This window comes from Enterobacter sp. WCHEn045836, assembly GCF_003965585.1.
Lineage (GTDB): Bacteria > Pseudomonadota > Gammaproteobacteria > Enterobacterales > Enterobacteriaceae > Enterobacter > Enterobacter dissolvens.
Genome location: NZ_RXPT01000017.1, coordinates 53005 through 77446, shown reverse-complemented (window position 1 = coordinate 77446; position 24442 = coordinate 53005). Strand labels below are relative to the sequence as shown.

23 protein-coding genes are annotated in these 24442 nt (G+C 55.5%); 13 read left to right on the top strand and 10 right to left on the bottom strand.

From position 1 onward, the window contains the following. Positions 1 to 12: 12 nt before the first annotated feature. From EKN38_RS20275 to EKN38_RS20260, 4 genes are all read left to right on the top strand, one after another. On the top strand, positions 13 to 954 hold the full coding sequence (locus EKN38_RS20275) for an ABC transporter substrate-binding protein (RefSeq protein WP_014830312.1): 942 nt from the start codon (positions 13 to 15) through the stop codon (positions 952 to 954). Between the two features lie 83 nt (positions 955 to 1037). Beyond that, a complete protein-coding gene (locus EKN38_RS20270) occupies positions 1038 to 1724 on the top strand; it encodes a D-lyxose/D-mannose family sugar isomerase (protein ID WP_014830311.1) in 687 nt (228 codons plus the stop codon). Positions 1725 to 1734: 10 nt separating this feature from the next. Next, positions 1735 to 2595 carry a ketose 1,6-bisphosphate aldolase gene (locus EKN38_RS20265; protein WP_014830310.1) on the top strand — a complete coding sequence of 287 codons (861 nt, stop codon included), beginning with the start codon at positions 1735 to 1737 and terminating at the stop codon, positions 2593 to 2595. Further along, positions 2592 to 3599, top strand: a complete 1008-nt coding sequence (locus EKN38_RS20260) for a carbohydrate kinase family protein (protein ID WP_118284010.1) — start codon at positions 2592 to 2594, stop codon at positions 3597 to 3599. Before EKN38_RS20265 ends, EKN38_RS20260 begins: the two co-directional genes overlap by 4 nt. Here the strand turns inward: EKN38_RS20260 and EKN38_RS20255 are convergent. Continuing rightward, positions 3596 to 4327: a response regulator gene (locus tag EKN38_RS20255; RefSeq protein ID WP_014830308.1), complete on the bottom strand. Its 732-nt coding sequence runs from the start codon at positions 4325 to 4327 to the stop codon at positions 3596 to 3598. The genes EKN38_RS20260 and EKN38_RS20255 overlap by 4 nt on opposite strands. Before the next feature lie 252 nt (positions 4328 to 4579). On the opposite strand from EKN38_RS20255, the gene fdhF reads away from it, so the two are divergent. The 3 genes from fdhF to EKN38_RS20240 all read left to right on the top strand — a co-directional run bounded on the left by fdhF (position 4580) and on the right by EKN38_RS20240 (position 7996). Continuing rightward, positions 4580 to 6727 carry a formate dehydrogenase subunit alpha gene (gene fdhF, locus EKN38_RS20250; RefSeq protein ID WP_080019561.1) on the top strand — a complete coding sequence of 716 codons (2148 nt, stop codon included), beginning with the start codon at positions 4580 to 4582 and terminating at the stop codon, positions 6725 to 6727. A gap of 320 nt (positions 6728 to 7047) precedes the next feature. Beyond that, positions 7048 to 7200, top strand: a complete 153-nt coding sequence (locus EKN38_RS20245; protein ID WP_013095084.1) for a Hok/Gef family protein — start codon at positions 7048 to 7050, stop codon at positions 7198 to 7200. 121 nt (positions 7201 to 7321) lie between these two features. Then, positions 7322 to 7996, top strand: a complete 675-nt coding sequence (locus EKN38_RS20240; RefSeq protein WP_014830306.1) for a tetratricopeptide repeat protein — start codon at positions 7322 to 7324, stop codon at positions 7994 to 7996. 53 nt (positions 7997 to 8049) lie between these two features. Here EKN38_RS20240 and gltP read toward each other — a convergent pair whose 3' ends face one another. After that, a complete protein-coding gene (gene gltP / locus EKN38_RS20235) occupies positions 8050 to 9363 on the bottom strand; it encodes a glutamate/aspartate:proton symporter GltP (RefSeq protein WP_014830305.1) in 1314 nt (437 codons plus the stop codon). A gap of 423 nt (positions 9364 to 9786) precedes the next feature. Between gltP and acs the strand changes: the two genes are divergently transcribed. From acs to actP, 3 genes are all read left to right on the top strand, one after another. Next, entirely contained in the window at positions 9787 to 11745 is a 1959-nt protein-coding gene (acs, locus tag EKN38_RS20230; RefSeq protein WP_014830304.1) for an acetate--CoA ligase, read from the top strand. 134 nt (positions 11746 to 11879) lie between these two features. Further along, complete coding sequence (locus tag EKN38_RS20225) at positions 11880 to 12194, top strand: DUF485 domain-containing protein (protein ID WP_013095080.1); 315 nt, start codon at positions 11880 to 11882, stop codon at positions 12192 to 12194. After that, a complete protein-coding gene (gene actP / locus EKN38_RS20220) occupies positions 12191 to 13840 on the top strand; it encodes a cation/acetate symporter ActP (RefSeq protein ID WP_014830303.1) in 1650 nt (549 codons plus the stop codon). The genes EKN38_RS20225 and actP overlap by 4 nt, the downstream gene beginning before the upstream one ends. 31 nt (positions 13841 to 13871) lie before the next feature. On the opposite strand, the gene EKN38_RS20215 is transcribed toward actP, so the two are convergent. Beyond that, on the bottom strand, positions 13872 to 14561 hold the full coding sequence (locus EKN38_RS20215) for an LrgB family protein (protein WP_014830302.1): 690 nt from the start codon (positions 14559 to 14561) through the stop codon (positions 13872 to 13874). Further along, the gene (locus tag EKN38_RS20210; RefSeq protein WP_014830301.1) at positions 14554 to 14964 is read right to left on the bottom strand and encodes a CidA/LrgA family protein; all 411 of its coding nucleotides are present in this window, start codon (positions 14962 to 14964) and stop codon (positions 14554 to 14556) included. Before EKN38_RS20210 ends, EKN38_RS20215 begins: the two co-directional genes overlap by 8 nt. A gap of 102 nt (positions 14965 to 15066) precedes the next feature. On the opposite strand from EKN38_RS20210, the gene EKN38_RS20205 reads away from it, so the two are divergent. Continuing rightward, the gene (locus EKN38_RS20205; protein ID WP_014830300.1) at positions 15067 to 15954 is read left to right on the top strand and encodes a LysR family transcriptional regulator; all 888 of its coding nucleotides are present in this window, start codon (positions 15067 to 15069) and stop codon (positions 15952 to 15954) included. A gap of 52 nt (positions 15955 to 16006) precedes the next feature. On the opposite strand, the gene EKN38_RS20200 is transcribed toward EKN38_RS20205, so the two are convergent. The 4 genes from EKN38_RS20200 to soxR all read right to left on the bottom strand — a co-directional run bounded on the left by EKN38_RS20200 (position 16007) and on the right by soxR (position 20896). After that, positions 16007 to 17653 carry a Na+/H+ antiporter gene (locus EKN38_RS20200; RefSeq protein ID WP_014830299.1) on the bottom strand — a complete coding sequence of 549 codons (1647 nt, stop codon included), beginning with the start codon at positions 17651 to 17653 and terminating at the stop codon, positions 16007 to 16009. A gap of 150 nt (positions 17654 to 17803) precedes the next feature. Beyond that, positions 17804 to 19153, bottom strand: a complete 1350-nt coding sequence (gene ghxP / locus EKN38_RS20195; RefSeq protein ID WP_014830298.1) for a guanine/hypoxanthine transporter GhxP — start codon at positions 19151 to 19153, stop codon at positions 17804 to 17806. Between the two features lie 298 nt (positions 19154 to 19451). Next, the gene (locus EKN38_RS20190; RefSeq protein WP_014830297.1) at positions 19452 to 20123 is read right to left on the bottom strand and encodes a glutathione S-transferase family protein; all 672 of its coding nucleotides are present in this window, start codon (positions 20121 to 20123) and stop codon (positions 19452 to 19454) included. Positions 20124 to 20437: 314 nt separating this feature from the next. After that, on the bottom strand, positions 20438 to 20896 hold the full coding sequence (soxR, locus tag EKN38_RS20185; RefSeq protein WP_013095072.1) for a redox-sensitive transcriptional activator SoxR: 459 nt from the start codon (positions 20894 to 20896) through the stop codon (positions 20438 to 20440). A 97-nt stretch (positions 20897 to 20993) separates the two neighbouring features. On the opposite strand from soxR, the gene soxS reads away from it, so the two are divergent. Then, positions 20994 to 21320, top strand: a complete 327-nt coding sequence (soxS, locus tag EKN38_RS20180; RefSeq protein WP_013095071.1) for a superoxide response transcriptional regulator SoxS — start codon at positions 20994 to 20996, stop codon at positions 21318 to 21320. 6 nt (positions 21321 to 21326) lie between these two features. Here the strand turns inward: soxS and EKN38_RS20175 are convergent, their stop codons facing one another. After that, positions 21327 to 22892 carry an EAL domain-containing protein gene (locus tag EKN38_RS20175; protein ID WP_043951547.1) on the bottom strand — a complete coding sequence of 522 codons (1566 nt, stop codon included), beginning with the start codon at positions 22890 to 22892 and terminating at the stop codon, positions 21327 to 21329. Positions 22893 to 23563: 671 nt separating this feature from the next. Here EKN38_RS20175 and EKN38_RS20170 point away from each other — a divergent pair. Continuing rightward, complete coding sequence (locus EKN38_RS20170) at positions 23564 to 23845, top strand: YjcB family protein (protein WP_008503385.1); 282 nt, start codon at positions 23564 to 23566, stop codon at positions 23843 to 23845. 62 nt (positions 23846 to 23907) lie between these two features. On the opposite strand, the gene ssb1 is transcribed toward EKN38_RS20170, so the two are convergent. After that, positions 23908 to 24432, bottom strand: coding sequence for a single-stranded DNA-binding protein SSB1 (ssb1, locus tag EKN38_RS20165; RefSeq protein WP_008503384.1), 525 nt, complete (start codon positions 24430 to 24432; stop codon positions 23908 to 23910). Positions 24433 to 24442 lie beyond the last annotated feature (10 nt).

Below are 24442 nucleotides of genomic sequence, written 5' to 3'. Positions count from 1 at the left end.
GAGGAAGAGAGCATGAGATTGAAGCCCATATTGACCGCGCTCTGTGCTGGCGCGCTGCTTGCCGCAACGCCGTTTGCGCAGGCGAAAGATCTGAAGTCCATCGGCGTAACGGTGGGTGACCTGGCCAACCCGTTCTTCGTACAGATCACCAAAGGTGCCGAGCTGGAGGCGCGCAAACTGGCGGGGGATAATGTCAAAGTGACGCTGGTCTCCAGCGGGTACGATCTGGGCCAGCAGGTGGCGCAGATCGACAACTTCATTGCCGCCAAAGTGGACATGATCATCCTCAACGCCGCAGATTCTAAAGGGATCGGCCCGGCGGTGAAACGCGCGAAAGAGGCCGGGATCGTGGTGGTCGCGGTTGACGTGGCGGCAGAAGGTGCAGACGCGACGATCACCTCCGATAACACCCAGGCGGGGGAAATGGCCTGTAAGTACATCACCGACCGCCTGAACGGCAAAGGCAATGTGGTGATCATCAACGGACCGCCAGTCTCTGCCGTCCAGAACCGTGTGGAAGGTTGCCAGACAGAGTTCAAAAAACACCCGGATATCAAAGTACTGTCGGATAACCAGAACGCCAAGGGCAGCCGTGAAGGGGGTCTGGAAGTCATGACCTCGCTGCTGGCGGCCAATCCGAAGATCGATGGCGTCTTCGCGATTAACGATCCGACCGCGATCGGTGCCGATCTGGCAGCGAAGCAAGCGCAACGCAACGAGTTCTTTATCGTTGGTGTGGACGGTAGCCCGGACGGCGAAGAAGCCCTGAAGCGGGAAAACTCCCTGTTTGTGGCGACGCCGGCACAAGATCCGCAGGTCATGGCGGCAAAAGCGGTTGAGATCGGCTATGACATTCTACAGGGCAAACCGGCACCGAAAGCGCCTGTGCTGATCCCGGTGACGATGATCGATAAAAAGAACGTCGGCACGTATAAGGGGTGGACGGTTAAGTAACGATTGTGCGGCCCGATGCCCTCACCCTAACCCTCTCGCACAGGGAGAGGGGACTGGGCCGACAAAAAACACAAGGAGTCCCCATGAAACGCTCCGAAATCAACGAAATCCTCGGCCACACGCGGCAGTTTTTCTCCATGCACGACGTGCATCTCCCCCCTTTTGCCAGCTTTCCGCCTACAAAATGGCAGCAGCTCGATCAGGCCGCCTGGCAGGAAGTGTTTGACCTTAAGCTCGGTTGGGACGTAACGGCCTTTGGCGGCAGCAGCTTTGCCGCGCAGGGACTCACGCTGTTTACCCTGCGCAACGGCTCCCCAAACGGCACGCCGTATGAAAAATGCTACGCCGAAAAAATCATGCACGTACGCGACGGCCAGGTCACGCCCATGCATTTTCACTGGCGCAAACGGGAGGACATCATCAACCGCGGCGGTGGAAATCTCATTATTGAGTTATGGAATGCCGGCGCCCATGAAGAGACCGAAAACACCGACGTCACCGTCACGATCGACGGTTGCCAGCAGACCCACGCCCCCGGCAGCCAGCTGCGCCTCACACCAGGGGAAAGCATCTGCCTGACACCCGGCCTGTACCACAGTTTCTGGGGTGAACGCGGTTTTGGCGACGTGCTGGTGGGCGAAGTTTCATCGGTCAATGACGATGAACACGACAACCACTTTTTGCAGCCCGTTGTCCGCTATAACAACATCGAAGAAGACGAACCGGCGGTGCTGGTGCTGTGCAACGAGTACAACCTGTTTCGGATATAAGGGGTAAATGATGCCATTGATTTCTCTTGCCGACGGTCTTGCGCACGCCAGGCAACATCGCTACGCGCTGGGCGCGTTCAACGTTCTCGACACCCACTTCCTGCGCGCCCTGTTTGCCGCGGCGAAGCAGGAGCGCTCGCCTTTTATCATCAACATCGCCGAAGTGCATTTTAAATACGTGTCGCTGGAGTCGCTTGTCGAAGCGGTTAAGTACGAAGCCACCCGCCACGCGATCCCCGTGGTACTCAACCTCGACCACGGCCTGCACTTTGACGCCGTGGTACGCGCCCTGCGCTTAGGGTTCAGTTCCGTGATGTTCGATGGCTCGACACTGAGCTACGAAGAGAATATTCGTCAGACGCGTGAAGTAGTGAAGATGTGTCACGCGGTGGGCGTGTCGGTGGAGGCAGAGTTAGGTGCCGTCGGTGGCGATGAAGGCGGGGCGCTCTACGGCCATGCGGATGAAGCGTACTTTACCGACCCGCAGCTGGCGCGGGAATTTGTCGATTCAACCGGTATTGACGCGCTGGCCGTCGCCATTGGCAACGCACACGGCAAATACAAAGGCGAGCCGAAGCTCGATTTCCCCCGTCTGGACGCCATTCGCCAGCAGACTGGCCTGCCACTGGTGCTGCACGGCGGCTCCGGGATCAGCGATGCTGATTTTCGTCGCGCCATTGAACTTGGTATTCATAAAATCAATTTCTATACCGGCATGTCCCAGGCCGCGCTTTCCGCCGTTGAGCAGCGTATGGCCAACCGCCAGCCGTTGTACGATGAGTTTGCCGAGCTGTTGCTGGGCATAGAAGAGGCGATTACCGATACGGTTGCCGAACAGATGCGCATCTTTGGCAGCGCGGGGCAGGCATAATGGAACGCAAAGGGATCATCGCCGCGGGCAATATGCTGGTGGATCACGTTCACCAGATCGTGCAATGGCCGGAACGCGGCTGGCTGGCAGAAATTACCCACAGCGAACGTTCCACCGGCGGCGCGCCGCTCAACGTCCTGCTGACGCTGGCGAAAATGCATGTCGGCCTGCCGCTACAGGCAGTGGGGCTGATTGGCGAAGACAGCGACGGGGATTACATTCTGGCGATGCTCGACCAGTATCACGTCAATCGGCAGCGCGTACAGCGCACCACCTTTGCGCCAACCTCCATGTCGCAGGTGATGACCGACCCCAGCGGACAGCGCACCTTTTTCCACTCACCCGGGGCCAACCGCCTGCTGGATCTCCCCGCGTTTGACCGTCTCGACGGCACAATGAAAATCTTCCACCTCGGCTACCTGCTGCTGCTCGACAGTCTGGATATGCCAGATGACGAATACGGCACCCGCAGCGCACGTCTGCTGGCGCAGATGCGCGAGCAGGGGTATGAAACCTCGCTCGATCTGGTCTCCCGCAAGGGCGATCCGCGCTATCAGCCGCTGGTCCTCCCTGCCCTGCGTCATCTCGATTATCTGGTCATTAACGAACTGGAAGCCGGAGAGTTTAGCGGCCTTGAGATGCGCGACAGCAACGACGCACCGCACGTTGCCCACATCGCTGAAGCCGCCGCGCAGCTGCTGGCGGCAGGCGTCCGGCAGCGGGTGGTGATCCACTGCCCGGAAGGCGCCTGGGGAGAAGCCGCAAACGAAGAAGGACGCTGGATCCCCTCATGGCGGCTGACGCAGGAGGAGATTATTGGCAGCGTCGGCGCGGGTGATGCCTTTTGTGCTGGCTTTTTATATGGCTGCCATGAATCGCTGCCGCTGGCAGAGAGTATTTACCTGGCGCATGCCTGCGCCCGGGCAAGCCTGCTGGCCGCGAATGCCATTGATGGAGCAAAAACGCTGGCCGAGCTGCAGGCGTTTATTAAAGAGAAGACTTAAGCCGCTTTCTCGTTGTGCGACACGTCTGTGGCAAAAACGTAGCCCAGCCCACGGATGGTTTTGATAAGCAGTGGCTGGTGAGGATTGACTTCAATTTTCCGGCGCAGGCGCATGATCAATACGTCGATGGTGCGGTCAAACACATCGGCACTTTCGCTGTGGGTCAACTCAAGCAACTGCTCGCGGCTCAGTACCCGGCGGGCATTCTGGGTAAGCGCCAGCAGCAGGCCGTATTCACCCTGGGTCAGCGGTACGGGGTTACGCTGCGGATCGATCAGCTCGCAGCGGGTGGTATCCAGCGTCCAGCCATTAAAAGCAATGCCCGCCATCCGTGGCGCGGGCGTGTCGGCCGCCAGCGCCCCGGAACGCCTGAGCACGGCTTTAACCCGGGCGACCACCACACGCGGATTAAACGGTTTGCCAATGTAGTCGTCGGCCCCCATCTCCAGCCCGACCACCACGTCAGACTCACTGCCCAGCCCGGTAAGCATCACAACCGGCAGATCCGGGCGTTGCTTTTGCAGTTGCAGCAGGACCTGCAGGCCGTTGATATCCGGCAGCATCATGTCCAGCAGGACCAGGGCAATTTCCGGTTCCTGATGAACCCGGTTCAGTGCATCCTGTCCGTTATGGCAGACGAGCACCGTAAAGACGTGCTCGCTGAGCACATCCTGCAGCAGCTCGCACACTGCCGTATCGTCATCAACCACCAGAATCGCCGGTTTCATCGCATGCTTCCGTCAGGGGATTATGTTAAGTCTGAACTATTCTGCCGTCGGCTCCAGCCAAATGGATTTTTACGTGACGGAATTACAACCCATGTCACATCCGCTGCCTTTTCGACACGTCAATTTTGACGATTGCCTGCTTTTCGTCAGGGTTTTGCCGTGAGATCGCCCGTAAAGTCGGGTGATACCCACACTAAAAACATGGCATAAAAGCTGCATTATGGCTGCGAAATGATTAACTGGAGCAGACTGATGAAAAAAGTCGTCACGGTTTGCCCTTATTGTGCCTCAGGTTGCAAGATCCACCTGGTGGTCGATAACGGCAAAATCGTCCGGGCGGAGGCCGCACAGGGAAAAACCAACCAGGGCACGCTGTGCCTGAAAGGTTACTACGGCTGGGATTTTATTAACGATACCCAAATCCTCACCCCGCGCCTGAAAACCCCCATGATCCGCCGTGAACGCGGTGGCAAGCTGGAAGCCGTCTCGTGGAACGAGGCGCTGGACTACGTCGCCACTCGCCTGAGCGCCATTAAGGCTAAATATGGCCCGGATGCGATCCAGACCACCGGGTCATCACGAGGGACGGGTAACGAAACCAACTATGTAATGCAAAAATTCGCGCGCGCCGTTATTGGAACCAATAACGTCGACTGCTGCGCTCGCGTCTGACACGGCCCATCGGTTGCAGGTCTGCACCAGTCGGTCGGAAACGGCGCAATGAGTAATGCAATTAACGAGATAGACAACACCGATCTCGTCTTTATCTTCGGCTATAACCCGGCGGATTCTCACCCGATTGTCGCGAACCACGTTATTCGCGCCAAACAGAACGGGGCGAAAATCATCGTCTGCGATCCGCGCAAAATCGAAACGGCACGTATTGCAGATATGCACATCGCGTTGAAAAACGGCTCGAACATCGCGCTGTTGAACGCCATGGGGCACGTCATTATTGAGGAGAACCTCTACGACCAGGCGTTTGTCGCCACCCGTACGGAAGGTTTTGAAGAGTATCGGAAAATTGTCGAAGGCTATACGCCAGAATCTGTCGAAGCGATAACCGGCGTCAGCGCACAGGAGATCCGTCAGGCAGCAAGGATGTACGCCGGAGCGAAAACCGCCGCCATTCTGTGGGGCATGGGCGTGACCCAGTTCTATCAGGGCGTGGAAACCGTGCGCTCCCTGACCAGCCTCGCCATGCTGACCGGCAACCTTGGCAAGGCACATGTTGGTGTGAACCCGGTACGCGGTCAGAACAACGTGCAGGGTGCCTGCGATATGGGCGCGCTGCCGGACACTTATCCGGGCTACCAGTACGTGAAGTTCCCGGAAAACCGCGCGAAGTTTGCCAAAGCGTGGGGCGTGGAAAGTTTGCCGGAGCACACCGGGTATCGCATCAGCGAGCTGCCGCACCGGGCGGCACATGGTGAAGTGCGGGCGGCTTACATCATGGGTGAAGATCCCCTCCAGACTGACGCCGAGCTCTCTGCGGTGCGGAAAGGGTTTGAGGATCTGGAGCTGGTGATTGTTCAGGACATCTTTATGACCAAAACCGCGGCAGCGGCGGATGTGATTTTACCGTCAACGTCCTGGGGTGAGCATGAAGGGGTCTACACGGCGGCAGACCGCGGCTTCCAGCGTTTCTTTAAAGCGGTGGAGCCGAAGTGGGATCTGAAAACCGACTGGCAGATTATCAGCGAAATTGCCACCCGTATGGGCTACCCGATGCACTACAACAACACCCAGGAGATCTGGGACGAGTTGCGGCATCTGTGTCCGGACTTCTACGGTGCAACTTATGAAAAAATGGGTGAACTGGGGTATATCCAGTGGCCGTGCCGGGATGAGTCTGAGGCCGACCAGGGCACGTCATATCTCTTTAAAGAGAAATTCGACACCCCAAATGGGCTGGCACAGTTCTTCACCTGCGACTGGGTTGCCCCTATTGATAAACTCACCGATGAGTATCCAATGGTGCTCTCCACCGTGCGTGAAGTGGGCCACTACTCCTGCCGTTCGATGACCGGCAACTGCGCGGCGCTGGCAGCACTGGCGGACGAACCGGGTTATGCGCAGATCAACACCGCCGACGCTGAACGTCTTGGCATTGAAGACGAAGCGCTGGTATGGGTGAACTCGCGTAAAGGCAGGATCATTACCCGTGCGCAGGTCAGCGATCGTCCCAACAAAGGGGCGGTGTACATGACCTACCAGTGGTGGATTGGTGCCTGTAACGAACTGGTGACGGAGAACTTAAGCCCGATAACCAAAACGCCGGAGTATAAATACTGCGCCGTCAACGTGGAGCCAATTGCGGATCAGCACGCGGCGGAACAGTATGTGATCGACGAATATAACAAGCTGAAAGCCCGGTTGCGCGAAAGTGCGATGGGATAATGATGTTATTTAATCGATGAATAAAGGGAGTGAAATATTCACTCCCTTTTTATTTCCGCTTAACTCATTAAAAATATCAATTATTAATCCGGAAAGCTGCTCGCAGAAACAATGTAAATTTCACGAAAAAGAATTACATCTTTGTATTTTGATTCAAATGGATAAGATGTGCGGCGGGTGCTTAAGACTTTCTGTCTTGAGCATTGTTGAGGGACAGAAAGTGGAAAGCCCCGGGAAATAGTCATTTACCCGAGGCTACCCCCAACAACCAACAGGTTGAGAGTAGCCTCTTATTCTTTTTTTGACAAGGAGTAAAAGGCATGACGCCATTAAAAACTGCGTTAGGCATTGTCTTTATTATCTGCCTGACGATAGTGATCTTTACCTTTATTACTCGCGGAAAGTTATGCGAACTGACAATAAAGAGTGAACATCAGGAGGTGGCGGCGAAATTAGCCTGCGTTGCAGGCTAACCTCTGCGGGCGGAATGACAGTTCCGCCCGGCTTGCAGGATGCTGAGGTCTTAACGCACCCGTTTTTTTATTCTATGGCCGCGATTATACTGCGCGGCGTGTACCCAGATGATAAGAATCCATGAAACCATTTTTACTGTTGTTATTACTTGTTACGTCGTTCGTCCATGCCGATGAGATTGGCAGCCAGTACAAAGCGCAGGCGGAGGCGGGCGATGCACGCGCTCAGTATTATCTCGCCGATACCTGGTTCAGCTCCGGCGACAGCAAGCAGGCAGCGATGTGGGCAGAGAAAGCGGCAAAAGGGGGAGATGTCGATGCCATGGCGCTCTTGTCCCAAATCCAGTTTACCCAGGGTGATTACGCCCAGGCCAAAGCGCTGGCGCAGCAGGCCACGATTGCGGGCAGCAAGCGTGGCGCCATTATGCTGGCACGCGTCCTGGTGAATACCCAGGGTGGCAAAACAGACTACCCGCAGGCCATCAAACTGCTGCAGACGGCCACCGAAGATATCGACAACGACTCTGCGGTAGATGCGCAAATGCTGCTGGGTCTGATTTATGCCAACGGTGTAGAAGTGGCCCAGGACGATGCTCTGGCGGCATCGTGGTTTAAGCGCAGCTCGTCTCTGTCACGCACCGGCTATGCCGAATACTGGGCGGGGATGCTGTTCCAGCAGGGTGAGAAAGGCTTTATTACGCCCAATAAACAGAAAGCGCTCTACTGGTTAAACCTGAGCTGTACCGAAGGGTTTGATACGGGGTGTGAAGAGTTTGATGCGTTGAGTGGGGAGTAGAATCCCCTCACCCTAACCCTCTCCCCACAGGGGAGAGGGAAGAATACGTTACATTACTGGTCAGCCGTCTTATCAAAACGACCCAGCACCTCGCGTTCATACGCCAGCGCTTTTTTACGGTCGAACTTGTGTTCCCATTTGGCGATAACCAGTACCGCCAGCGCGTTTCCGACCACGTTCAGCGCCGTACGCGCCATATCCAGGATACGGTCAACACCGGCGATAAACGCCAGACCTTCCAGCGGGATACCGACGCTGCCAAGCGTCGCCAGTAGCACCACGAAGGAGACGCCCGGCACACCCGCAATGCCTTTTGAGGTCACCATCAGCGTCAGCACCAGCACAATTTCCTGCCACAGTGACAGATCAATGCCGTACAGTTGGGCAATGAAGATGGCCGCAATGCTCTGGTACAGCGTCGAGCCGTCCAGGTTGAAGGAGTAACCGGTTGGCACCACAAAGCTGGTGATAGAAGCCGGGGCACCATAGGCCTCCATCTTCTCAATAATACGCGGCAGCACGCTTTCAGAGCTGGCCGTGGAGTACGCCAGAATCAACTCGTCTTTCAGAATGCGGATCAGGATCCAGATGCTCAGCCCACACAGGCGCGCCACAATGCCCAGCACCACCAGCGCGAAGAACAGGATGGCGAAATGCACCAGAATCACCAGCTTCGCCAGCGGCCACAGGGAGGCAAAACCAAAGTTCGCCACGGTGACCGCGATAAGCGCAAACACCCCTACCGGCGCGTAACGCATCACCATGTGAGTGACTTTAAACATGGTTTCAGAGATAGAACGGAACACGGTGACCAGCGGTTCACGGTGCGTGGCCGGCAGAGAGGAGAGGCCCAGACCAAACAACACCGAGAAGAATATGATAGGCAGCATCTCGCCCTTCGCCATCGACGCCACAATGTTGGTCGGCACCAGCGACAGGATCGTACCCATCAGGCCATGCGCATGGCTCTGCACATCAGCGGTCGTACTTTGGTATTTCGAAATATCCACCGTCGCCAGTTGCGACATATCAATCCCGGAGCCTGGCTGGAAGACATTCGCCATGGTGATGCCGAGAATGATGGCAATCGTCGTGATCACTTCGAAATAGATAATGGTTTTTGCACCGATGCGGCCTAACTGTTTTGCATCACCGACACCGGCGATACCCACCACCAGCGTAGAGATCACAATCGGCACCACAATCATCTTGATCAGATGAATAAAGATATCACCCGCCGGTGAGAGCAGGTTCGCAATCAGCCACTCACGGCTGTCGCTGTGATAATGGAGATAACTCCCCAGCAGGATACCCAGCACAAGGGCCAGCAGGATTTGCCAGGCCAGGCTGACTTTAACGTTTTTCATAGAAACTGACTTCCTCAATGAAGCGCCTTATTCACACAAACTGCATGAATATGGAGACATACTGAAAGGGTATGAATTGTGTTGCGTTGGTTTATGGGATTTTTTAACGCGGCGTATGAGTATCATTTGCGCGGTATGTTGCGCAAGCCTTAAAGAACGACGCATTTCACTACGAAAAGCCGCGATGACGCGAGTTTATGATAATTCTTATAAATAACCGTTTGTTATAAAAACGCTTTTTTAAACGCAAATGTGAATAATCCGCACGGTAAATTATTTTCCTTCAAAGTTTCATTCGCTCATTTTTCATACTATTCAAACAATGCGTGATCTGTAGCCCAAATAATAAACAAAGCTTGTAAAGCCCCTACTATTAACGTTTTTGCGACATATTATTAACATCTTACAAGGAGAAAAAAAGCCATGAGCCAAATACACAAACATGACATTCCCGCTAACATTGCGGACCGTTGCCTGATAAACCCGGAGCAATACCACGAGAAGTATCAGCAATCTGTCTCTGACCCTGACGCCTTCTGGGGCGAGCAGGGCCATATTCTTGACTGGATCAAACCTTACCAGAAGGTGAAGAACACCTCCTTTGCGCCGGGTAACGTTTCTATTAAATGGTATGAAGACGGCACGCTGAACCTTGCGGCGAACTGCCTCGATCGCCATCTTGCCGAACGCGGTAACGAAACGGCTATCATCTGGGAAGGCGACGACGCCTCTCAGAGCAAACATATCACCTATAAAGAGCTGCACCGTGACGTATGCCGCTTCGCCAACGTCCTGCTGGAGAGGGGCATCAAAAAAGGCGATGTGGTCGCTATCTATATGCCAATGGTGCCGGAAGCGGCGGTGGCGATGCTGGCCTGCGCGCGCATCGGCGCGATCCATTCCGTTATCTTTGGCGGGTTCTCGCCGGAAGCAGTTGCCGGGCGAATTGTCGACTCAAGTTCGAAACTGGTGATCACCGCCGATGAAGGCGTGCGTGCCGGGCGCGGTATTCCCCTGAAGAAAAATGTCGACGAAGCGCTGAAAAATCCGAACGTCAAAACCGTCAGCAACGTTATTGTCCTTAAGCGTACCGGTGGCAAGATCGACTGGAACGAAGGGCGTGACCTGTGGTGGAGCGATCTGATTGAGAAAGCGAGCGACCAGCATCAACCGCAAGAGATGAACGCGGAAGATCCACTGTTTATTCTCTATACCTCCGGCTCCACCGGCAAACCCAAAGGCGTGCTGCACACCACCGGCGGCTATCTGGTCTATGCGGCCACCACGTTCAAATATGTCTTCGACTACCATCCGGGCGATATCTACTGGTGTACCGCCGACGTGGGTTGGGTCACCGGGCACAGCTACCTGCTGTACGGCCCGCTGGCCTGTGGCGCAACGACGCTGATGTTTGAGGGTGTGCCGAACTGGCCGACCCCGGCGCGAATGTGTCAGGTGGTCGATAAGCACCAGGTTAACATTCTCTACACCGCGCCAACGGCCATCCGTGCGCTGATGGCGGAAGGTGACAAGGCCATCGAAGGCACGGACCGCTCTTCCCTGCGCATCCTCGGTTCCGTGGGTGAGCCCATCAACCCGGAAGCCTGGGAGTGGTACTGGAAGAAAATCGGCAACGAGAAATGCCCGGTCATGGACACCTGGTGGCAGACCGAAACCGGCGGCTTCATGATCACCCCGATGCCTGGCGCCACCCAGCTAAAAGCCGGTTCCGCAACCCGCCCGTTCTTTGGCGTCCAGCCTGCGCTGGTGGATAACGAAGGCAATCCGCTGGACGGTGCCACCGAAGGCAACCTGGTGATCACCGATTCCTGGCCGGGCCAGGCGCGTACGCTGTTCGGCGACCATGAGCGCTTCGAGCAGACCTACTTCTCAACCTTTAAAAACATGTACTTCAGCGGCGACGGTGCGCGTCGTGACGAGGATGGCTACTACTGGATCACCGGGCGCGTGGACGACGTGCTAAACGTCTCCGGCCACCGTCTGGGCACCGCGGAGATTGAATCCGCGCTGGTATCGCATCCGAAGATCGCCGAAGCCGCAGTAGTGGGTATTCCGCACAACATTAAAGGCCAGGCGATTTACGCCTACGTCACCCTGAACCACGGTGAAGAGCCGTCGCCAGAGCTGTATGCCGAAGTGCGTAACTGGGTCCGCAAAGAGATTGGCCCGCTTGCCACGCCGGATGTGCTGCACTGGACTGACTCTCTGCCGAAAACCCGCTCAGGAAAAATTATGCGCCGAATCTTGCGCAAAATCGCGGCAGGTGACACCAGCAACCTCGGCGATACCTCAACGCTCGCCGATCCGGGTGTGGTGGAAAAACTGCTCGAAGAGAAGCAGGCCATCGCAATGCCATCGTAATCTTTTCTCCCTCTCCCTGTGGGAGAGGGCCGGGGTGAGGGCATCAGACCGCACCTTCCTCCCCTCACCCTAACCCTCTCCCCACAGGGGAGAGGGGATAAAACAAACCAACCTTACTTCTGGAGATTTCTGTGATGAATAACGATATTTGTCAGCAGATAGAGAATAGTGCGCACTACAGGGAGCTCGTCGATAAACGGCAACGGTTTGCCTTCTTACTTTCCATCATCATGCTGATTATCTACGTCGGCTTTATTCTGCTGATTGCCTTCGCTCCGCACTGGCTGGGTACGCCGCTGCATGAGGGCACCAGCGTCACGCGGGGCATCCCGATTGGTATTGGCGTCATCGTGATTTCGTTTGTGCTGACCGGTGTTTATGTCTGGCGTGCGAATGGCGAATTCGATCGTCTTAATAAAGCGGTACTGCGTGAGGTAAAAGCATCATGAAGAGAGTCCTGACGGCGCTTGCCGCCACACTTCCCTTCGCGGCAAACGCCGCGGATGCCATTACCGGTGAGGTACAGCGCCAGCCAACCAACTGGCAGGCGATTGTCATGTTCCTGATTTTCGTGGTGCTGACCCTGTATATCACTTACTGGGCGTCAAAACGCGTGCGCTCCCGTAACGATTACTACACCGCGGGCGGCAATATCACCGGTTTCCAGAACGGGCTGGCGATTGCGGGTGACTTTATGTCCGCCGCCTCTTTCCTCGGGATTTCCGCGCTGGTGTACACCTCCGGCTACGATGGACTGATCTACTCTCTCGGCTTCCTGGTCGGCTGGCCGATTATTCTGTTCCTGATCGCCGAACGCTTGCGTAACCTCGGGCGTTTTACCTTTGCTGATGTCGCCTCCTATCGCCTGAAGCAGGGCCCGATTCGCATTCTCTCCGCCTGCGGCTCGCTGGTGGTGGTCGCGCTGTATCTGATCGCTCAGATGGTTGGCGCGGGCAAACTGATCGAACTCCTGTTCGGCCTGAACTACCACATTGCGGTGGTGCTGGTAGGTGTACTGATGGTGATGTACGTCCTGTTCGGCGGCATGCTGGCGACCACCTGGGTGCAAATTATCAAAGCGGTATTGCTGCTGTTCGGCGCCAGCTTCATGGCCTTTATGGTGATGAAACACGTCGGCTTCAGCTTCAATAATCTGTTCACCGAAGCGATGACGGTCCACCCGAAAGGGGAAGCAATCATGAGTCCGGGCGGGCTGGTGAAAGACCCGATATCCGCGCTTTCACTCGGTCTGGGTCTGATGTTTGGTACCGCAGGCTTGCCACATATCCTGATGCGTTTCTTCACCGTGAGCGATGCCCGTGAAGCGCGCAAGAGCGTCTTCTACGCCACCGGGTTTATGGGTTACTTCTACATTCTGACCTTTATCATCGGTTTTGGCGCCATCATGCTGGTAGGCGCAAATCCGGCGTTTAAAGACGCGGCAGGCGCGCTGATTGGCGGGAATAACATGGCGGCAGTGCATCTGGCCGATGCGGTAGGCGGCAATCTGTTCCTCGGCTTTATCTCGGCCGTGGCCTTCGCCACCATCCTTGCCGTGGTTGCCGGGCTTACGCTTGCCGGAGCGTCAGCGGTGTCGCATGACCTGTACGCGAACGTGTTCCGCAAAGGCGCAACCGAGCGTGAAGAGCTGAGAGTCTCAAAAATCACCGTACTGATACTGGGTGTGGTGGCGATCCTGCTGGGGATCCTGTTCGAGAAGCAGAACATCGCCTTTATGGTGGGGCTGGCCTTCTCGATTGCGGCAAGCTGCAACTTCCCTATCATTCTGCTCTCCATGTACTGGTCTAAGCTGACCACCCGTGGCGCAATGGTCGGCGGCTGGCTGGGGCTGCTGACGGCGGTGATCCTGATGATCCTCGGCCCGACGATTTGGGTGCAGATCCTCGGTCACGAAAAGGCGCTCTTCCCCTATGAGTACCCGGCGCTGTTCTCTATCGCCGTGGCGTTTATCGGGATCTGGGTCTTCTCCGCAACCGACAACTCGCCGGAGGGTAATCTGGAACGCGAGAAATTCCGCGCCCAGTTTATCCGCTCGCAAACCGGCCTGGGCGTGGAACAAGGCCGCGCACACTGAGTCTTGATCCCCGGCCTTCGGGCCGGGGAGTTCAGAACATCACCCACGCCACCAGCGGCGCAATCAGCACCATCACCACGCCAGAGAGCATCATCACCAGGCTTGCTACCACGCCCTCCTGCTGACCCAGCTCATAAGAACGAGCCGTTCCCGCACCGTGTGACGCCGCGCCAAATCCCGCCCCTTTTGCCATCCCTTCGCGGATGGAGAGCCGCAGAAACAGCATATCGCCCACCGCCATGCCGAAGACACCGGTAACGACCACAAACAACGCCACCAGATCCGGCTGGCCGCCGAGTGGTTTGGCTGCCGCCAGCGCAAATGGCGTCGTCACCGAGCGCACAGCCAGGCTGCGCTGAATTTCATCGGGCAACGTAAACAACCGCGCCAGCCAGACCGAGCTACAGACCGCCACCACCGTGGCGGTGATCACCCCCGCGCTGAGTGACATCCAGTGGCGTTTGATAATCGCCAGATTGTCGTACACCGGCACTGCAAAGGCGATGGTGGCCGGACCCAGTAGCCACAGCAACCAGTGGGATTCACCGATGTAGTTCTGCCAGGAGATATGGCCGAAAACCAGCATCAGCACCAGCAGGATCGGCGTGAAGACCAGCGGCATCAGCGGCAGGGCGTGAAAACGACGATACAGGCGCTTGTTGGCAAAGTAGATAACCAGGGTGGCAATCAGGCACAGCACGCTGATTTGAAAGTTAGTCATTTTTTTGCCTGCTGATTTCGAACCGATAGACTTTGTCCACCACCCAGGCGGTAGCGCCCAGCACCATCAACGTGCTCAGCGCGATGACTGCGAAGATCCGCCAGCCGTCCACCATCAGCAGTTGCGCATAATTTACCACCGCCACCACGGCAGGGACAAAGAACAGCAGCATCTCCGCCAGCAGCCAGCGCGCGCCGGCGCGTACCCAGTTGAGGGGGATTACGCGACAGAGGATGAGCGTCAACATCAGCAGCATTCCCACCAGGTTGGCAGGCAGCGGCAGATGCAACCAGCCGACAAGATATTCTGCAAAAACAAACAGTCCCGCGTAGAGCAGTACCTGAACCGGCACCAGGAGTCGTTGCACAACGGCAGGCGTAACACGGCTTAACGCCACGGCCATGGGGGTTTTCCTCAAAAATGAGACGAGGCGCCAGTATAGTGAGCGCACGGTATGGACTGAAATGAATTAAAATCATCGAAGGTATAGTTTCGAGGAATAATCATGGACATAAGAACGCTGCGCTATTTTGTTGAAGTGGTTCGCCAGCAGAGTTTTACCCGCGCAGCGGAGAAGTTATTTGTAACCCAACCCACCATCAGCAAGATGCTGAAAAACCTCGAAGATGAACTCAACTGTACCCTGCTTATCCGCGACGGACGCAAGCTGTTGCTCACCGATACCGGGCGCGTGGTGTTCGAACGGGGGCTGGCGATCCTGGCCGAGTTTCGTCAGCTGGAAGCGGAGCTTGATGATATAAATCATCTGACCAAAGGGGTGCTGCGCCTTGGCATCCCGCCAATGGTCGGGATGATGATGGCCGGGCCGATTAGCCTGTTTCGCCAGCGTTACCCCGGCGTTGAACTCAAAATTTCGGAGTTTGGTGGGTTAACCGTCCAGCAGGCCGTTACCAACGGCGAGCTGGACGTCGCCATGACAGCCCTCCCCGTTGAGGAAGAGAGCGGTCTGGCGACGCTTCCGCTCTTTAGCCATCCGCTGTGCGTGCTGGTTCCCCGCTCCGGTGACTGGCTGAAGCGAGACTCAGTGAAACCTGAACTGCTCGGTGAATACCCTCTGTTGATCTACAACGAAGATTTCGCCCTCAGCCGCCAGCTAATGACGCTGTTTAATCAACATAGCGTGAAGCCGCGCATTGCGGTGCGCAGCGGCCAGTGGGATTTCCTGGCAGCGATGGTGCAGGCAGGCGTGGGGATTGCCATTCTGCCGCAACCCATTTGCGAGCGTCTGGATAAAAACACGTTGCGCTGGATCCCACTCGAAAGCGATTTGCACTGGCAACTGGGGATGATCTGGCGAGAAGGGATATATTTGTCGCACAGCGCCCAGGCGTGGCTGGCGTGCTGTGAGGGGTTTTGGGGCCCCTCACCCTAACCCTCTCCCACAGGGAGAGGGAACCGATCGAGCGCCACCGGGCAAAATCGCGCTACTGATTCTCGATCAACAACGCTTCCAGCAGATCCAGATCGTGCAGCAGTTTCTGCAGCGTTTCGTTACTGATTTGCCGCGTGGCACGCAGATGGTACAACTCGGCACGCTCGGAGCGCAGCGCCGCCAGACGGAACCGGCGCTCCAGGTTCTCCTCCTGCAGCGAGCTTTCCACATCGTTACGCCCGTCTGCGCGGCGACGCAAATTACCAATCACGCGTGAGCTCACTTCCGTCAGCAGCTGATTGTCGATGTTCTCTTCGGCATCGGCGGCCAGGCGCTCCTCCATTTTCTGGATGGCCACAATCGCCACTTCGGCGGTGGCGGCGCGGGCAATCCGCTCCTCTTTATGCTGCTGGGTGGCGTCGCCTGCATCAATATGCTGTAGCAACAGCGGCAGCATAATTACCCCGACGAACAGGGAGAAGAGGATCACCCCCGCCGCCAGGAAGACCAGCTCGTAACGCGCCGGGAAGACATCCCCGGTAGGCAAGAGCAGCGGAATGGAGAGCACACCGGCAAGGGTGATCGCCCCGCGTACGCCTGCAAAGGAGGCAATCAGCAGTTCACGCGTTGTCCACGAACCGAACTCCATCGGCTTTTTCTTCAGGAAGCGCACGCTGAACTTTTTCATCGTCCACAGCCAGCCAAAACGCACCAGCATCAGCGCCATATAGATCAGCACGATATCGGTAAACAACATCCAGGTTTCTACGTTCGGGTCGGCTTCGGCCGCCACCAGCGACGATTCCATAATGCCCGGCAGCTGCAGGCCTAACAGCAGGAACACCATGCCGTTAAAGACAAACTCCAGCATCGCCCAGGTGCTGTTCGCACGCAGACGCATGGCCAGCGGTGCACGGCGCATTACGCCAGAGCGGGTGATGGTCATCCCTGCCGCAACCGCCGCCAGAATGCCCGATACCCCAATGTGTTCGGCAATCAGATAAGAGGCAAACGGCAGCAGGAACAGCAGCACGATCTGCGTAGCCGGCTCATCGCCACCCCAGCGGCTGAGAAAGCGCAGCGAACGGCCATACAGCCAGCTCACCACAAACCCGGCCAGGATACCGCCGATAGCCACCTTGAAGAATTCCAGCGTTGCGCCACCGATAGTAAAGATCATGGTCCCCATCGCGACGGCCACGGCGAACTTCAGGGCAACCAGACCGGAGGCGTCATTCATCAGCGCCTCTCCCTGTAAAATGCCCATGATTTTCTTCGGAATTCGCCCCTCACCCACAATGCCGGACAGCGCCACGGCATCGGTTGGCGACAGGACTGCGGCCAGTGCAAAAGCGGGTATAAGCGGGATCCCCGGGACCACCCAGTAGATCAGGAAACCAATCCCGACCACGGTCACAACCACCAGCGCCAGCGCCAGACCGAAGATTTCGCGCCCATGTTCCAGAAACTCGCGTGTGGGTGTTTTCCAGCCATCGGCAAACAGCAGTGGCGGGATAAACAGCACGAGGAACAGTTCCGGGTCGAACTCAACGTGCAGGCCGAACGTCGGCCACGCCAGCAGCGCGCCGATGGCAATTTGCATTAATGGCAGGGGGACCTGAAAGGGCAGTACGCGTGTGACCACCCCGGATAATGAGACCACAAGGGTCATGATGAGTATTGTGAAAAAGATTTCCATGCGTTCCCTGTTTGCTGTGTTACTTATGTACTACGGAAGGCGTCGTGCCTTTTATTCTATCCTCCCCAGAGTAACGCAAAAGGCAACGGGATGAGTCCTGAAAATAAAAACGGGCGGCCTGAGCCACCCGTTTTCGCATCAAAGGACAATTTAGATAGCCCAGCCGCCCGCGTAGAACACCACCAGCGCAACGGCGATGACCACGGTGCCGATGTTCAGCTTGCGCCACTCACCGGATACCAGGCGCCCAATCACCAGTGACGCGAAGCCGATCATGATGCCGGTCACGATGTTACAGGTCAGCACGATAAACACCGCCGTGATCAGGCCTGACATCGCGTCCACAAAGTCCGCAAAGTCAATTTTCGCCACGTTGCTCAGCATCAGCAGGCCGACGTACATCAGTGCCGGAGCCGTAGCGTAGGCTGGCACCAGGTAAGAGAGCGGCGAGAGGAACAGGATCAGCAGGAACAGCACACCAACGGTAATGGCCGTGAGACCCGTTTTACCGCCTGCTGCCGTCCCCGCAGCGGACTCAATATAGACCGCAGCCGGAGCAGCCCCGACCAGACCCGAGAAGACGCTGCTCAGGGAGTCGGTGGTCAGCGCTTTGCCACCGTCGATAATCTGACCGTCTTTATCCAGCAGGTTCGCCTGACCGGCCACCGCACGGATGGTACCGGTGGCATCAAACACCGCCGTCATCACCAGCGCCAGCACGCTTGGCAGGATCACCGGGTTCAGCGCGCCGACAATATCCAGGCTGCCAATCAGTGAGTTACCGTTGTCATCGCTCAGTGACGGCATGGCAAAAATACCGGAGAAATGCACGGTCGGGTCGAAAATCAGGCCGACAATGGACACACCGATAATGGTCAGCAGAATGCCGCCAGGGACTTTCAGTTTTTCCAGACCAATAATCACCGCCAGGCCAATCAGGGACATGATCACCGGGAAGCTGGCGAAGTGGCCCAGCGCCACCGGCAGACCGTCCAGCGGGTTCTTAATGACCAGACCCACGCCGTTGGCGGCAATCAGCAGCAGGAACAGCCCGATACCGATACCGGTGCCGTGCGCCACGCCGTGCGGCAGATTGCGCAAAATCCAGCTACGAATGCCGGTTGCCGAGATAATGGTGAACAGCACGCCCATCAGGAAGACGGCGCCCAGGGCAACCGGTACGCTGATGTGTTGGCCCAGCACCAGGCTAAACGCGGTGAAGGCGGTCAAGGAAATGGCACAGCCAATCGCCATCGGCAGATTCGCCCACAGCCCCATTACGATGGAGCCAACACCGGCGACCAGACAGGTTGCAACGAAGACCGCTGCCGGTGGGAAGCCTGCTTTACCGAGCATGCCCGGCACAACGATGACGGAGTACACCATTGCCAGAAACGTTGTCAGACCGGCAACGATTTCCTGGCGCACGGTGCTGCCGCGAGCAGAAATTTTAAAGATGGCGTCAAGTGAACCGCCGGTACGCGCGGATGGCGTAGACATAGAAAACATCCCCTGAGAGTTTTTATAGAAAGTCCGTAAGCGTGGTGGAGACTCCACTGCCAGCAAAACGTCAAATCCTTGTGCTGCGTTTGCGACGAAAAGGGGCGTCACAAAAAAAGCAAACGTTTAGCTCCGCGCTTACAAAACGGGTGGTCAAATTTAGGCAAACGATTATCCAGCCTAATCACCGCCCTTTTCAACTGAACTTTCTCGTTTTTCGCTAAATTTCCCTTATGACGATGAAGAAATAAGCAGAGGATGCGCAAACGTTATCGTTAATGCGCAATCAGGTTACAAATCACCCTTCCCCCGGAATCGTTAATGGCCCACCTTGTTCCAGCGTTCTCTGCCAGGCAGGACAACTTTCGACCTTTTTCTTCCATGCATGGGTGTGCGGAAGATCCTCGATGCCGCCCCGCGCCAGCAGGGCAAAAATCGGGAAACTCATCTGAATATCGGCCATGCTGAGTTTATCTCCGGCAAACCAGCTATGTTGAGCCAGGTGTGATTCAATAAACCGCGCGTGGGTTTCCAGCTGGCGGTTGAGATACGCTTTTTGTACTCCCTGTCCCAGCGCTTTCCCCAGCGTTCGTATTCCAAACGGCACAGGCGGTTTACCGAGGCTGTTAAAAACCAGCTTCATTAACAGTAGCGGCATAAGTGAACCTTCTGCATAGTGCAGCCAGAAGCGGTATTGCACCTTATGGGCAGGATCCAGCGGCTTAAGCTGCGATTCTGTGTCGTAGGTTTCCTGCAGGTACTCCAGAATGGCACCCGATTCGGCAAGGATCAGCCCGTTGTCTTCGATGACCGGAGACTTGCCCAACGGATGCACGCGTTTAAGGGCCTCGGGAGCCAGCATGTTCTTTTCGCGCTGGTAGTGAACGATCTCATAGGGCAGAGAAAGTTCTTCCAGAGCCCAGATCACGCGGTGCGAGCGCGACTGGTTGAGATGGTGTACCGTGAGCATGGTTCTCTCCTGTTATTCATACTTTTTAACTATAGAAAATTGAACAACACCGCGAAAAAAATTCGCCTAAAAAACGGTCAGGTCGGCTGGCGAAAAAACGGACCTTGCGTAGAATTAAAGTGTCAGCACAAACCGGAACCTCCTCAACCAGCTCGACATGAGGGGTGCTGATGTCGGGGGAAACCCTCCCGTGAGCCAGCGGGATAGAGAGAAAGACAAAGACCGGAAAAAACTAAAGCGCCCTTATGTGGCGCTTTAGTTCTTTATTATGCTTTTTGCCGGGTAAGGCGCAGCCGCCACCCGGAAAACAGATCTCAATCCTCCTCCAGCAGCCGCGCCCCCGTCCCCTGTTCGCCCAATTTGTCACCGGGGTTGCGTAACGGGCAATCGCTACGCGACAAACAGCCGCAACCGATGCAGCCGTCCAGCTCGTCGCGCAGCGCCACCAGCGTATGAATACGCCGGTCCAGCTCCTCACGCCACTGGGATGACAGCTCTTTCCACTCTTTCGGGCTCAGCGTGTGGCCTTCCGGTAGCACGCCGAACGCTTCGCCGATGGTGGCCAGGGGAATTCCGATTCGTTGCGCAATTTTGATAATCGCTACGTAGCGGAGTACGTCACGGGTGTAGCGCCGCTGGTTTCCGGCATTACGAATGCTTTTAATTAACCCTTTACTTTCATAGAAGTGGAGCGCCGATACCGCCACACCGCTTCGTTTAGCCACTTCACCCGGGGTTAAAAGCGCTTTTATTCTCGGCAATCTCTTTTCCATAAAACCTCTTTACCTCAAGTTAACTTGAGGAATTATACTCCCCCGCAGAGAAAACGACGAATCAACCAGGAAAGTTGTATCTACAGAGGGCAACCGTATGTCGCATCAGCAAATTATTCAGACACTTATTGAATGGATTGATGAACATATCGACCAACCGTTGAACATTGATGTGGTCGCTAAAAAGTCGGGCTATTCGAAATGGTATTTACAGAGAATGTTCCGGACCGTTATGCACCAGACGCTGGGTGAGTACATTCGTCAGCGCAGGTTACTGCTGGCGGCGCAGGCGTTACGCTCTACGCAGCGGCCTATTTTTGATATCGCGATGGATCTGGGGTATGTGTCGCAACAAACCTTTTCCCGCGTGTTTCGCCGCGAGTTTGATCGCACGCCAAGCGATTACCGTCACCAGTTGAATTAAGGTTTATCAGTGTAAAGGTTGCTGCTGCCAGGTCATAAACTCCTGGGGCGGCATCGCTTTCGCGAAGTGCCATCCCTGACAGAACTGTACGCCGCGCTTCAACAACCAGCTTACCTGCTCGGCAGTTTCTACCCCTTCCGCAATGGTTTTGAGCCGCAGGCTCTGCGCCATCTCGATAATGTGCTCGGCGATAAGATGGCTGGTGCTGTTGGTGGTTAAGGTGTCGATAAAGGATTTGTCGATTTTCAGAATATCGACATTCAGCGAGTAGAGGTTGTGCAGGTTCGAGTAACCCGTACCAAAATCATCGATCGCCACTTCATAACCCGCCTGACGGAAGGCCTGGATGACCGGCGTGGTTTTCGGCACATCAATAAATCCGCGTTCCGTGACCTCGATTTTGATCTGCTGCGCACGCACGGCATAGTGCCGCGCCTTGTCGGAAATCATGGCGATCAATCGCGAGGAGTGGAAATCAGTGGCCGACAGGTTAATCGAAATATAGAGGTCCGGATGCGTCGCCAGGAAATGGCCCAGATCGCTGAACACCTCTTCCACCACATAATCCGTAATCCGTTCGCTCATCCCCTCTTTTTCCGCCAGCGGAATAAATTCCGCCGGGCTCATGACCGGCCCGTTAAAGCCAGGCCAGCGCAACAACGCCTCTGCTCCAACGCACCGGTTATTCTTGATATCAATAATCGGTTGATAATGGACACATAGCTGTCGTTTATTGAGCGCCCGGTGCAGTAACCGCCCGGGGGAGTTGAGTTCACGATGAGTGCGAGACCAGACCAACAAAATAATGATACTGCAGATCATTCCCAACGGCAGCGTCAGCGTCGCCTGATGGTAGAGCGTTTCATAAACGCGTTTATTCGATGTGGAAACGATGGCGGCGATAGGACGTTTATCAGACTTCACCACCGTATAAAAACGGTCATCTTTTTGAAATACCACGTCCTTATCCCGAATCATCGAGTTTAATAAAGAAACGTTGGCTTTCTGACTGACGGAAAAGAAGGCATTCGTCACCGTGTCATACACTCCCCAGGAGAGGGAATGATCGTTCGACATCACTTCACTGTACGAAAGCGGATTAACCACCACGACATAATTCCCGCGCTGCATATATGTCATTTTATAGCCAGTGAAAAATGGCGTATCACGATAATAATAGATAGCGATATCGGGTTTACGAGTGTAATTAGCGGGGGAGATCGCGTAGGGCTGATCCGGGGTAAAAATGGATGAACAACGAAAATTCTGACCTTCGGCATAAATTAAATCAGCGATGAACAGACGGCCACGAACCACGTTCAACATATATTGGCGATGTGACGGCGTACAAACTTTACCCTGATATTTTTCCGCCTCGCCCCGGGCCAGATCAACCTGTTCAATAACCAGTTCAGTTTTGTCTAAAGCCAGTTCAGCAAAGGTGCGTAACTGCGCGCTTGTTTCCGACACGGCTCTTAGCTGGGCAAACCATAGGGCAAGCATCACCGGCAGCATAACTACCATGATGATCCCTACCACTCTGAGCATCTTGCGCCGCGCGCTACGATTCATTTCCCGCCCTATATCCCTGCATGTTGTACGCCTGTAGTATTGAAGGCCGGATGCTTTGATAAACAGGTGATTACGTTGCATGAATCATGCGAAGTTAGCAACTGACTTTTAGTATTAAAAATCTTAAATTTCGTTATGACGATAATATTTGTCCGTAAGCTAAACTAAAAGTATTCGTTCCGTTTCTATTAAGGGAAATATTTATCCAGCCTGGACCCGGGGTTTGAAGATAACGCAACAGAGGATCGTTGATTAAGCCAAACTTCTGGCAGCATGAAAAAAGTACAACGTCAACATGACGTTTTATACTATTTGCGCCGGTGTATTTTGATCAATGTTTTATAAATGTTCAGCTATTACCACAATATTTCCAGGATTAGCCGAGAATAACGTTCCACTTATAAAAGTGCCATCGCCGGCGAGTCCGTTCCTCCACCGTTGCTCTCCCCCCGCTCGCCCAGAGGACGTTGGATCCGGCACGTTGTGGGTTCGCTCCCGCGGATGTCGAAGCCGTCCCCTCCTGTAACCTCTCCTTTCCAGAGCAATAAAATGCCCATTATGCGCGCACAGGCACTGGCGAATAAATCAACAAATGTGATATAGTTCACACATATCATGTAACGAGAAACACTGTTTCATTCAGTTCGTCTGTTTTGGAGAGGATGGGTTTTATGGCAACCATTACTACCAGCATGGTTCTCCTGCGCTGGCCTTTGTTGAGTGCGGTACTGATGTTTTTAGCCAGCACGCTGAACATTCAGTTTCGTAAATCTGACTACGCGGGTCTTGCGGTTATCAGTACGCTGTTAGGACTGGGCGCGGCTTGCTGGTTCGCAACGGGTCTGCTTGGTATCACCCTGCTGGATATTGCCGCCGTCTGGGAAAATATTAAAGTAGTGATGGTTGAGGCAATGAGCCATACGCCACCAGACTGGCCGATGGTAATTACCTGATACCTGACTGAATAAAAAAACCCAGACCGATGTCTGGGTTTTTTATTTTGCATATCCGTGAATCAGAACGGAATGTCGTCGTCGAAGTCCATTGGTGGTTCGTTAGACGGTGCCGGTGCGGATTGCTGCTGCGGGCGAGACTGCGCGCCGCCGCTGAACTGGTTGCCGCCCTGTGGCTGCTGAGGTTGGCCCCAACCGCCCTGCTGCTGGCCGCCACCTGCTGGTGCGCCACCGCCCTGACGGCCACCCAGCATCTGCATGGTGCCGCCAACGTTTACCACCACTTCAGTGGTGTATTTCTCAGCGCCGGACTGATCGGTCCATTTGCGGGTACGCAGCTGGCCTTCAATATAAACCTGAGAACCTTTACGCAGGTACTCACCGGCCACTTCTGCCAGTTTGCCAAACAGCACAACGCGGTGCCATTCGGTCTGCTCTTTCATCTCACCGGTCGCTTTGTCACGCCAGGATTCGGAAGTAGCCAGCGTAATGTTGGCAACTGCACCACCACTCGGCATGTAGCGTACTTCCGGGTCCTGGCCCAGATTACCGACGAGAATCACCTTGTTTACGCCTCTGCTGGCCATGTTCGTGTCT

What these genes read in the sequence shown, in the direction of transcription:
- EKN38_RS20270 (WP_014830311.1), top strand. Translation starts at nt 1,038, where the DNA reads ATGAAACGCTCCGAAATCAACGAAATCCTCGGCCACACGCGGCAGTTT.
- soxS (WP_013095071.1), top strand. Translation starts at nt 20,994, where the DNA reads ATGTCGCATCAGCAAATTATTCAGACACTTATTGAATGGATTGATGAA.
- actP (WP_014830303.1), top strand. Translation starts at nt 12,191, where the DNA reads ATGAAGAGAGTCCTGACGGCGCTTGCCGCCACACTTCCCTTCGCGGCA.
- EKN38_RS20215 (WP_014830302.1), bottom strand. Translation starts at nt 14,561, where the DNA reads ATGACTAACTTTCAAATCAGCGTGCTGTGCCTGATTGCCACCCTGGTT.
- EKN38_RS20245 (WP_013095084.1), top strand. Translation starts at nt 7,048, where the DNA reads ATGACGCCATTAAAAACTGCGTTAGGCATTGTCTTTATTATCTGCCTG.
- EKN38_RS20170 (WP_008503385.1), top strand. Translation starts at nt 23,564, where the DNA reads ATGGCAACCATTACTACCAGCATGGTTCTCCTGCGCTGGCCTTTGTTG.
- EKN38_RS20275 (WP_014830312.1), top strand. Translation starts at nt 13, where the DNA reads ATGAGATTGAAGCCCATATTGACCGCGCTCTGTGCTGGCGCGCTGCTT.
- EKN38_RS20225 (WP_013095080.1), top strand. Translation starts at nt 11,880, where the DNA reads ATGAATAACGATATTTGTCAGCAGATAGAGAATAGTGCGCACTACAGG.
- EKN38_RS20210 (WP_014830301.1), bottom strand. Translation starts at nt 14,964, where the DNA reads ATGGCCGTGGCGTTAAGCCGTGTTACGCCTGCCGTTGTGCAACGACTC.
- gltP (WP_014830305.1), bottom strand. Translation starts at nt 9,363, where the DNA reads ATGAAAAACGTTAAAGTCAGCCTGGCCTGGCAAATCCTGCTGGCCCTT.
- EKN38_RS20200 (WP_014830299.1), bottom strand. Translation starts at nt 17,653, where the DNA reads ATGGAAATCTTTTTCACAATACTCATCATGACCCTTGTGGTCTCATTA.
- ghxP (WP_014830298.1), bottom strand. Translation starts at nt 19,153, where the DNA reads ATGTCTACGCCATCCGCGCGTACCGGCGGTTCACTTGACGCCATCTTT.
- EKN38_RS20190 (WP_014830297.1), bottom strand. Translation starts at nt 20,123, where the DNA reads ATGCTCACGGTACACCATCTCAACCAGTCGCGCTCGCACCGCGTGATC.
- soxR (WP_013095072.1), bottom strand. Translation starts at nt 20,896, where the DNA reads ATGGAAAAGAGATTGCCGAGAATAAAAGCGCTTTTAACCCCGGGTGAA.
- EKN38_RS20255 (WP_014830308.1), bottom strand. Translation starts at nt 4,327, where the DNA reads ATGAAACCGGCGATTCTGGTGGTTGATGACGATACGGCAGTGTGCGAG.
- EKN38_RS20175 (WP_043951547.1), bottom strand. Translation starts at nt 22,892, where the DNA reads ATGAATCGTAGCGCGCGGCGCAAGATGCTCAGAGTGGTAGGGATCATC.
- ssb1 (WP_008503384.1), bottom strand. Translation starts at nt 24,432, where the DNA reads ATGGCCAGCAGAGGCGTAAACAAGGTGATTCTCGTCGGTAATCTGGGC.
- acs (WP_014830304.1), top strand. Translation starts at nt 9,787, where the DNA reads ATGAGCCAAATACACAAACATGACATTCCCGCTAACATTGCGGACCGT.
- EKN38_RS20205 (WP_014830300.1), top strand. Translation starts at nt 15,067, where the DNA reads ATGGACATAAGAACGCTGCGCTATTTTGTTGAAGTGGTTCGCCAGCAG.
- EKN38_RS20240 (WP_014830306.1), top strand. Translation starts at nt 7,322, where the DNA reads ATGAAACCATTTTTACTGTTGTTATTACTTGTTACGTCGTTCGTCCAT.
- EKN38_RS20265 (WP_014830310.1), top strand. Translation starts at nt 1,735, where the DNA reads ATGCCATTGATTTCTCTTGCCGACGGTCTTGCGCACGCCAGGCAACAT.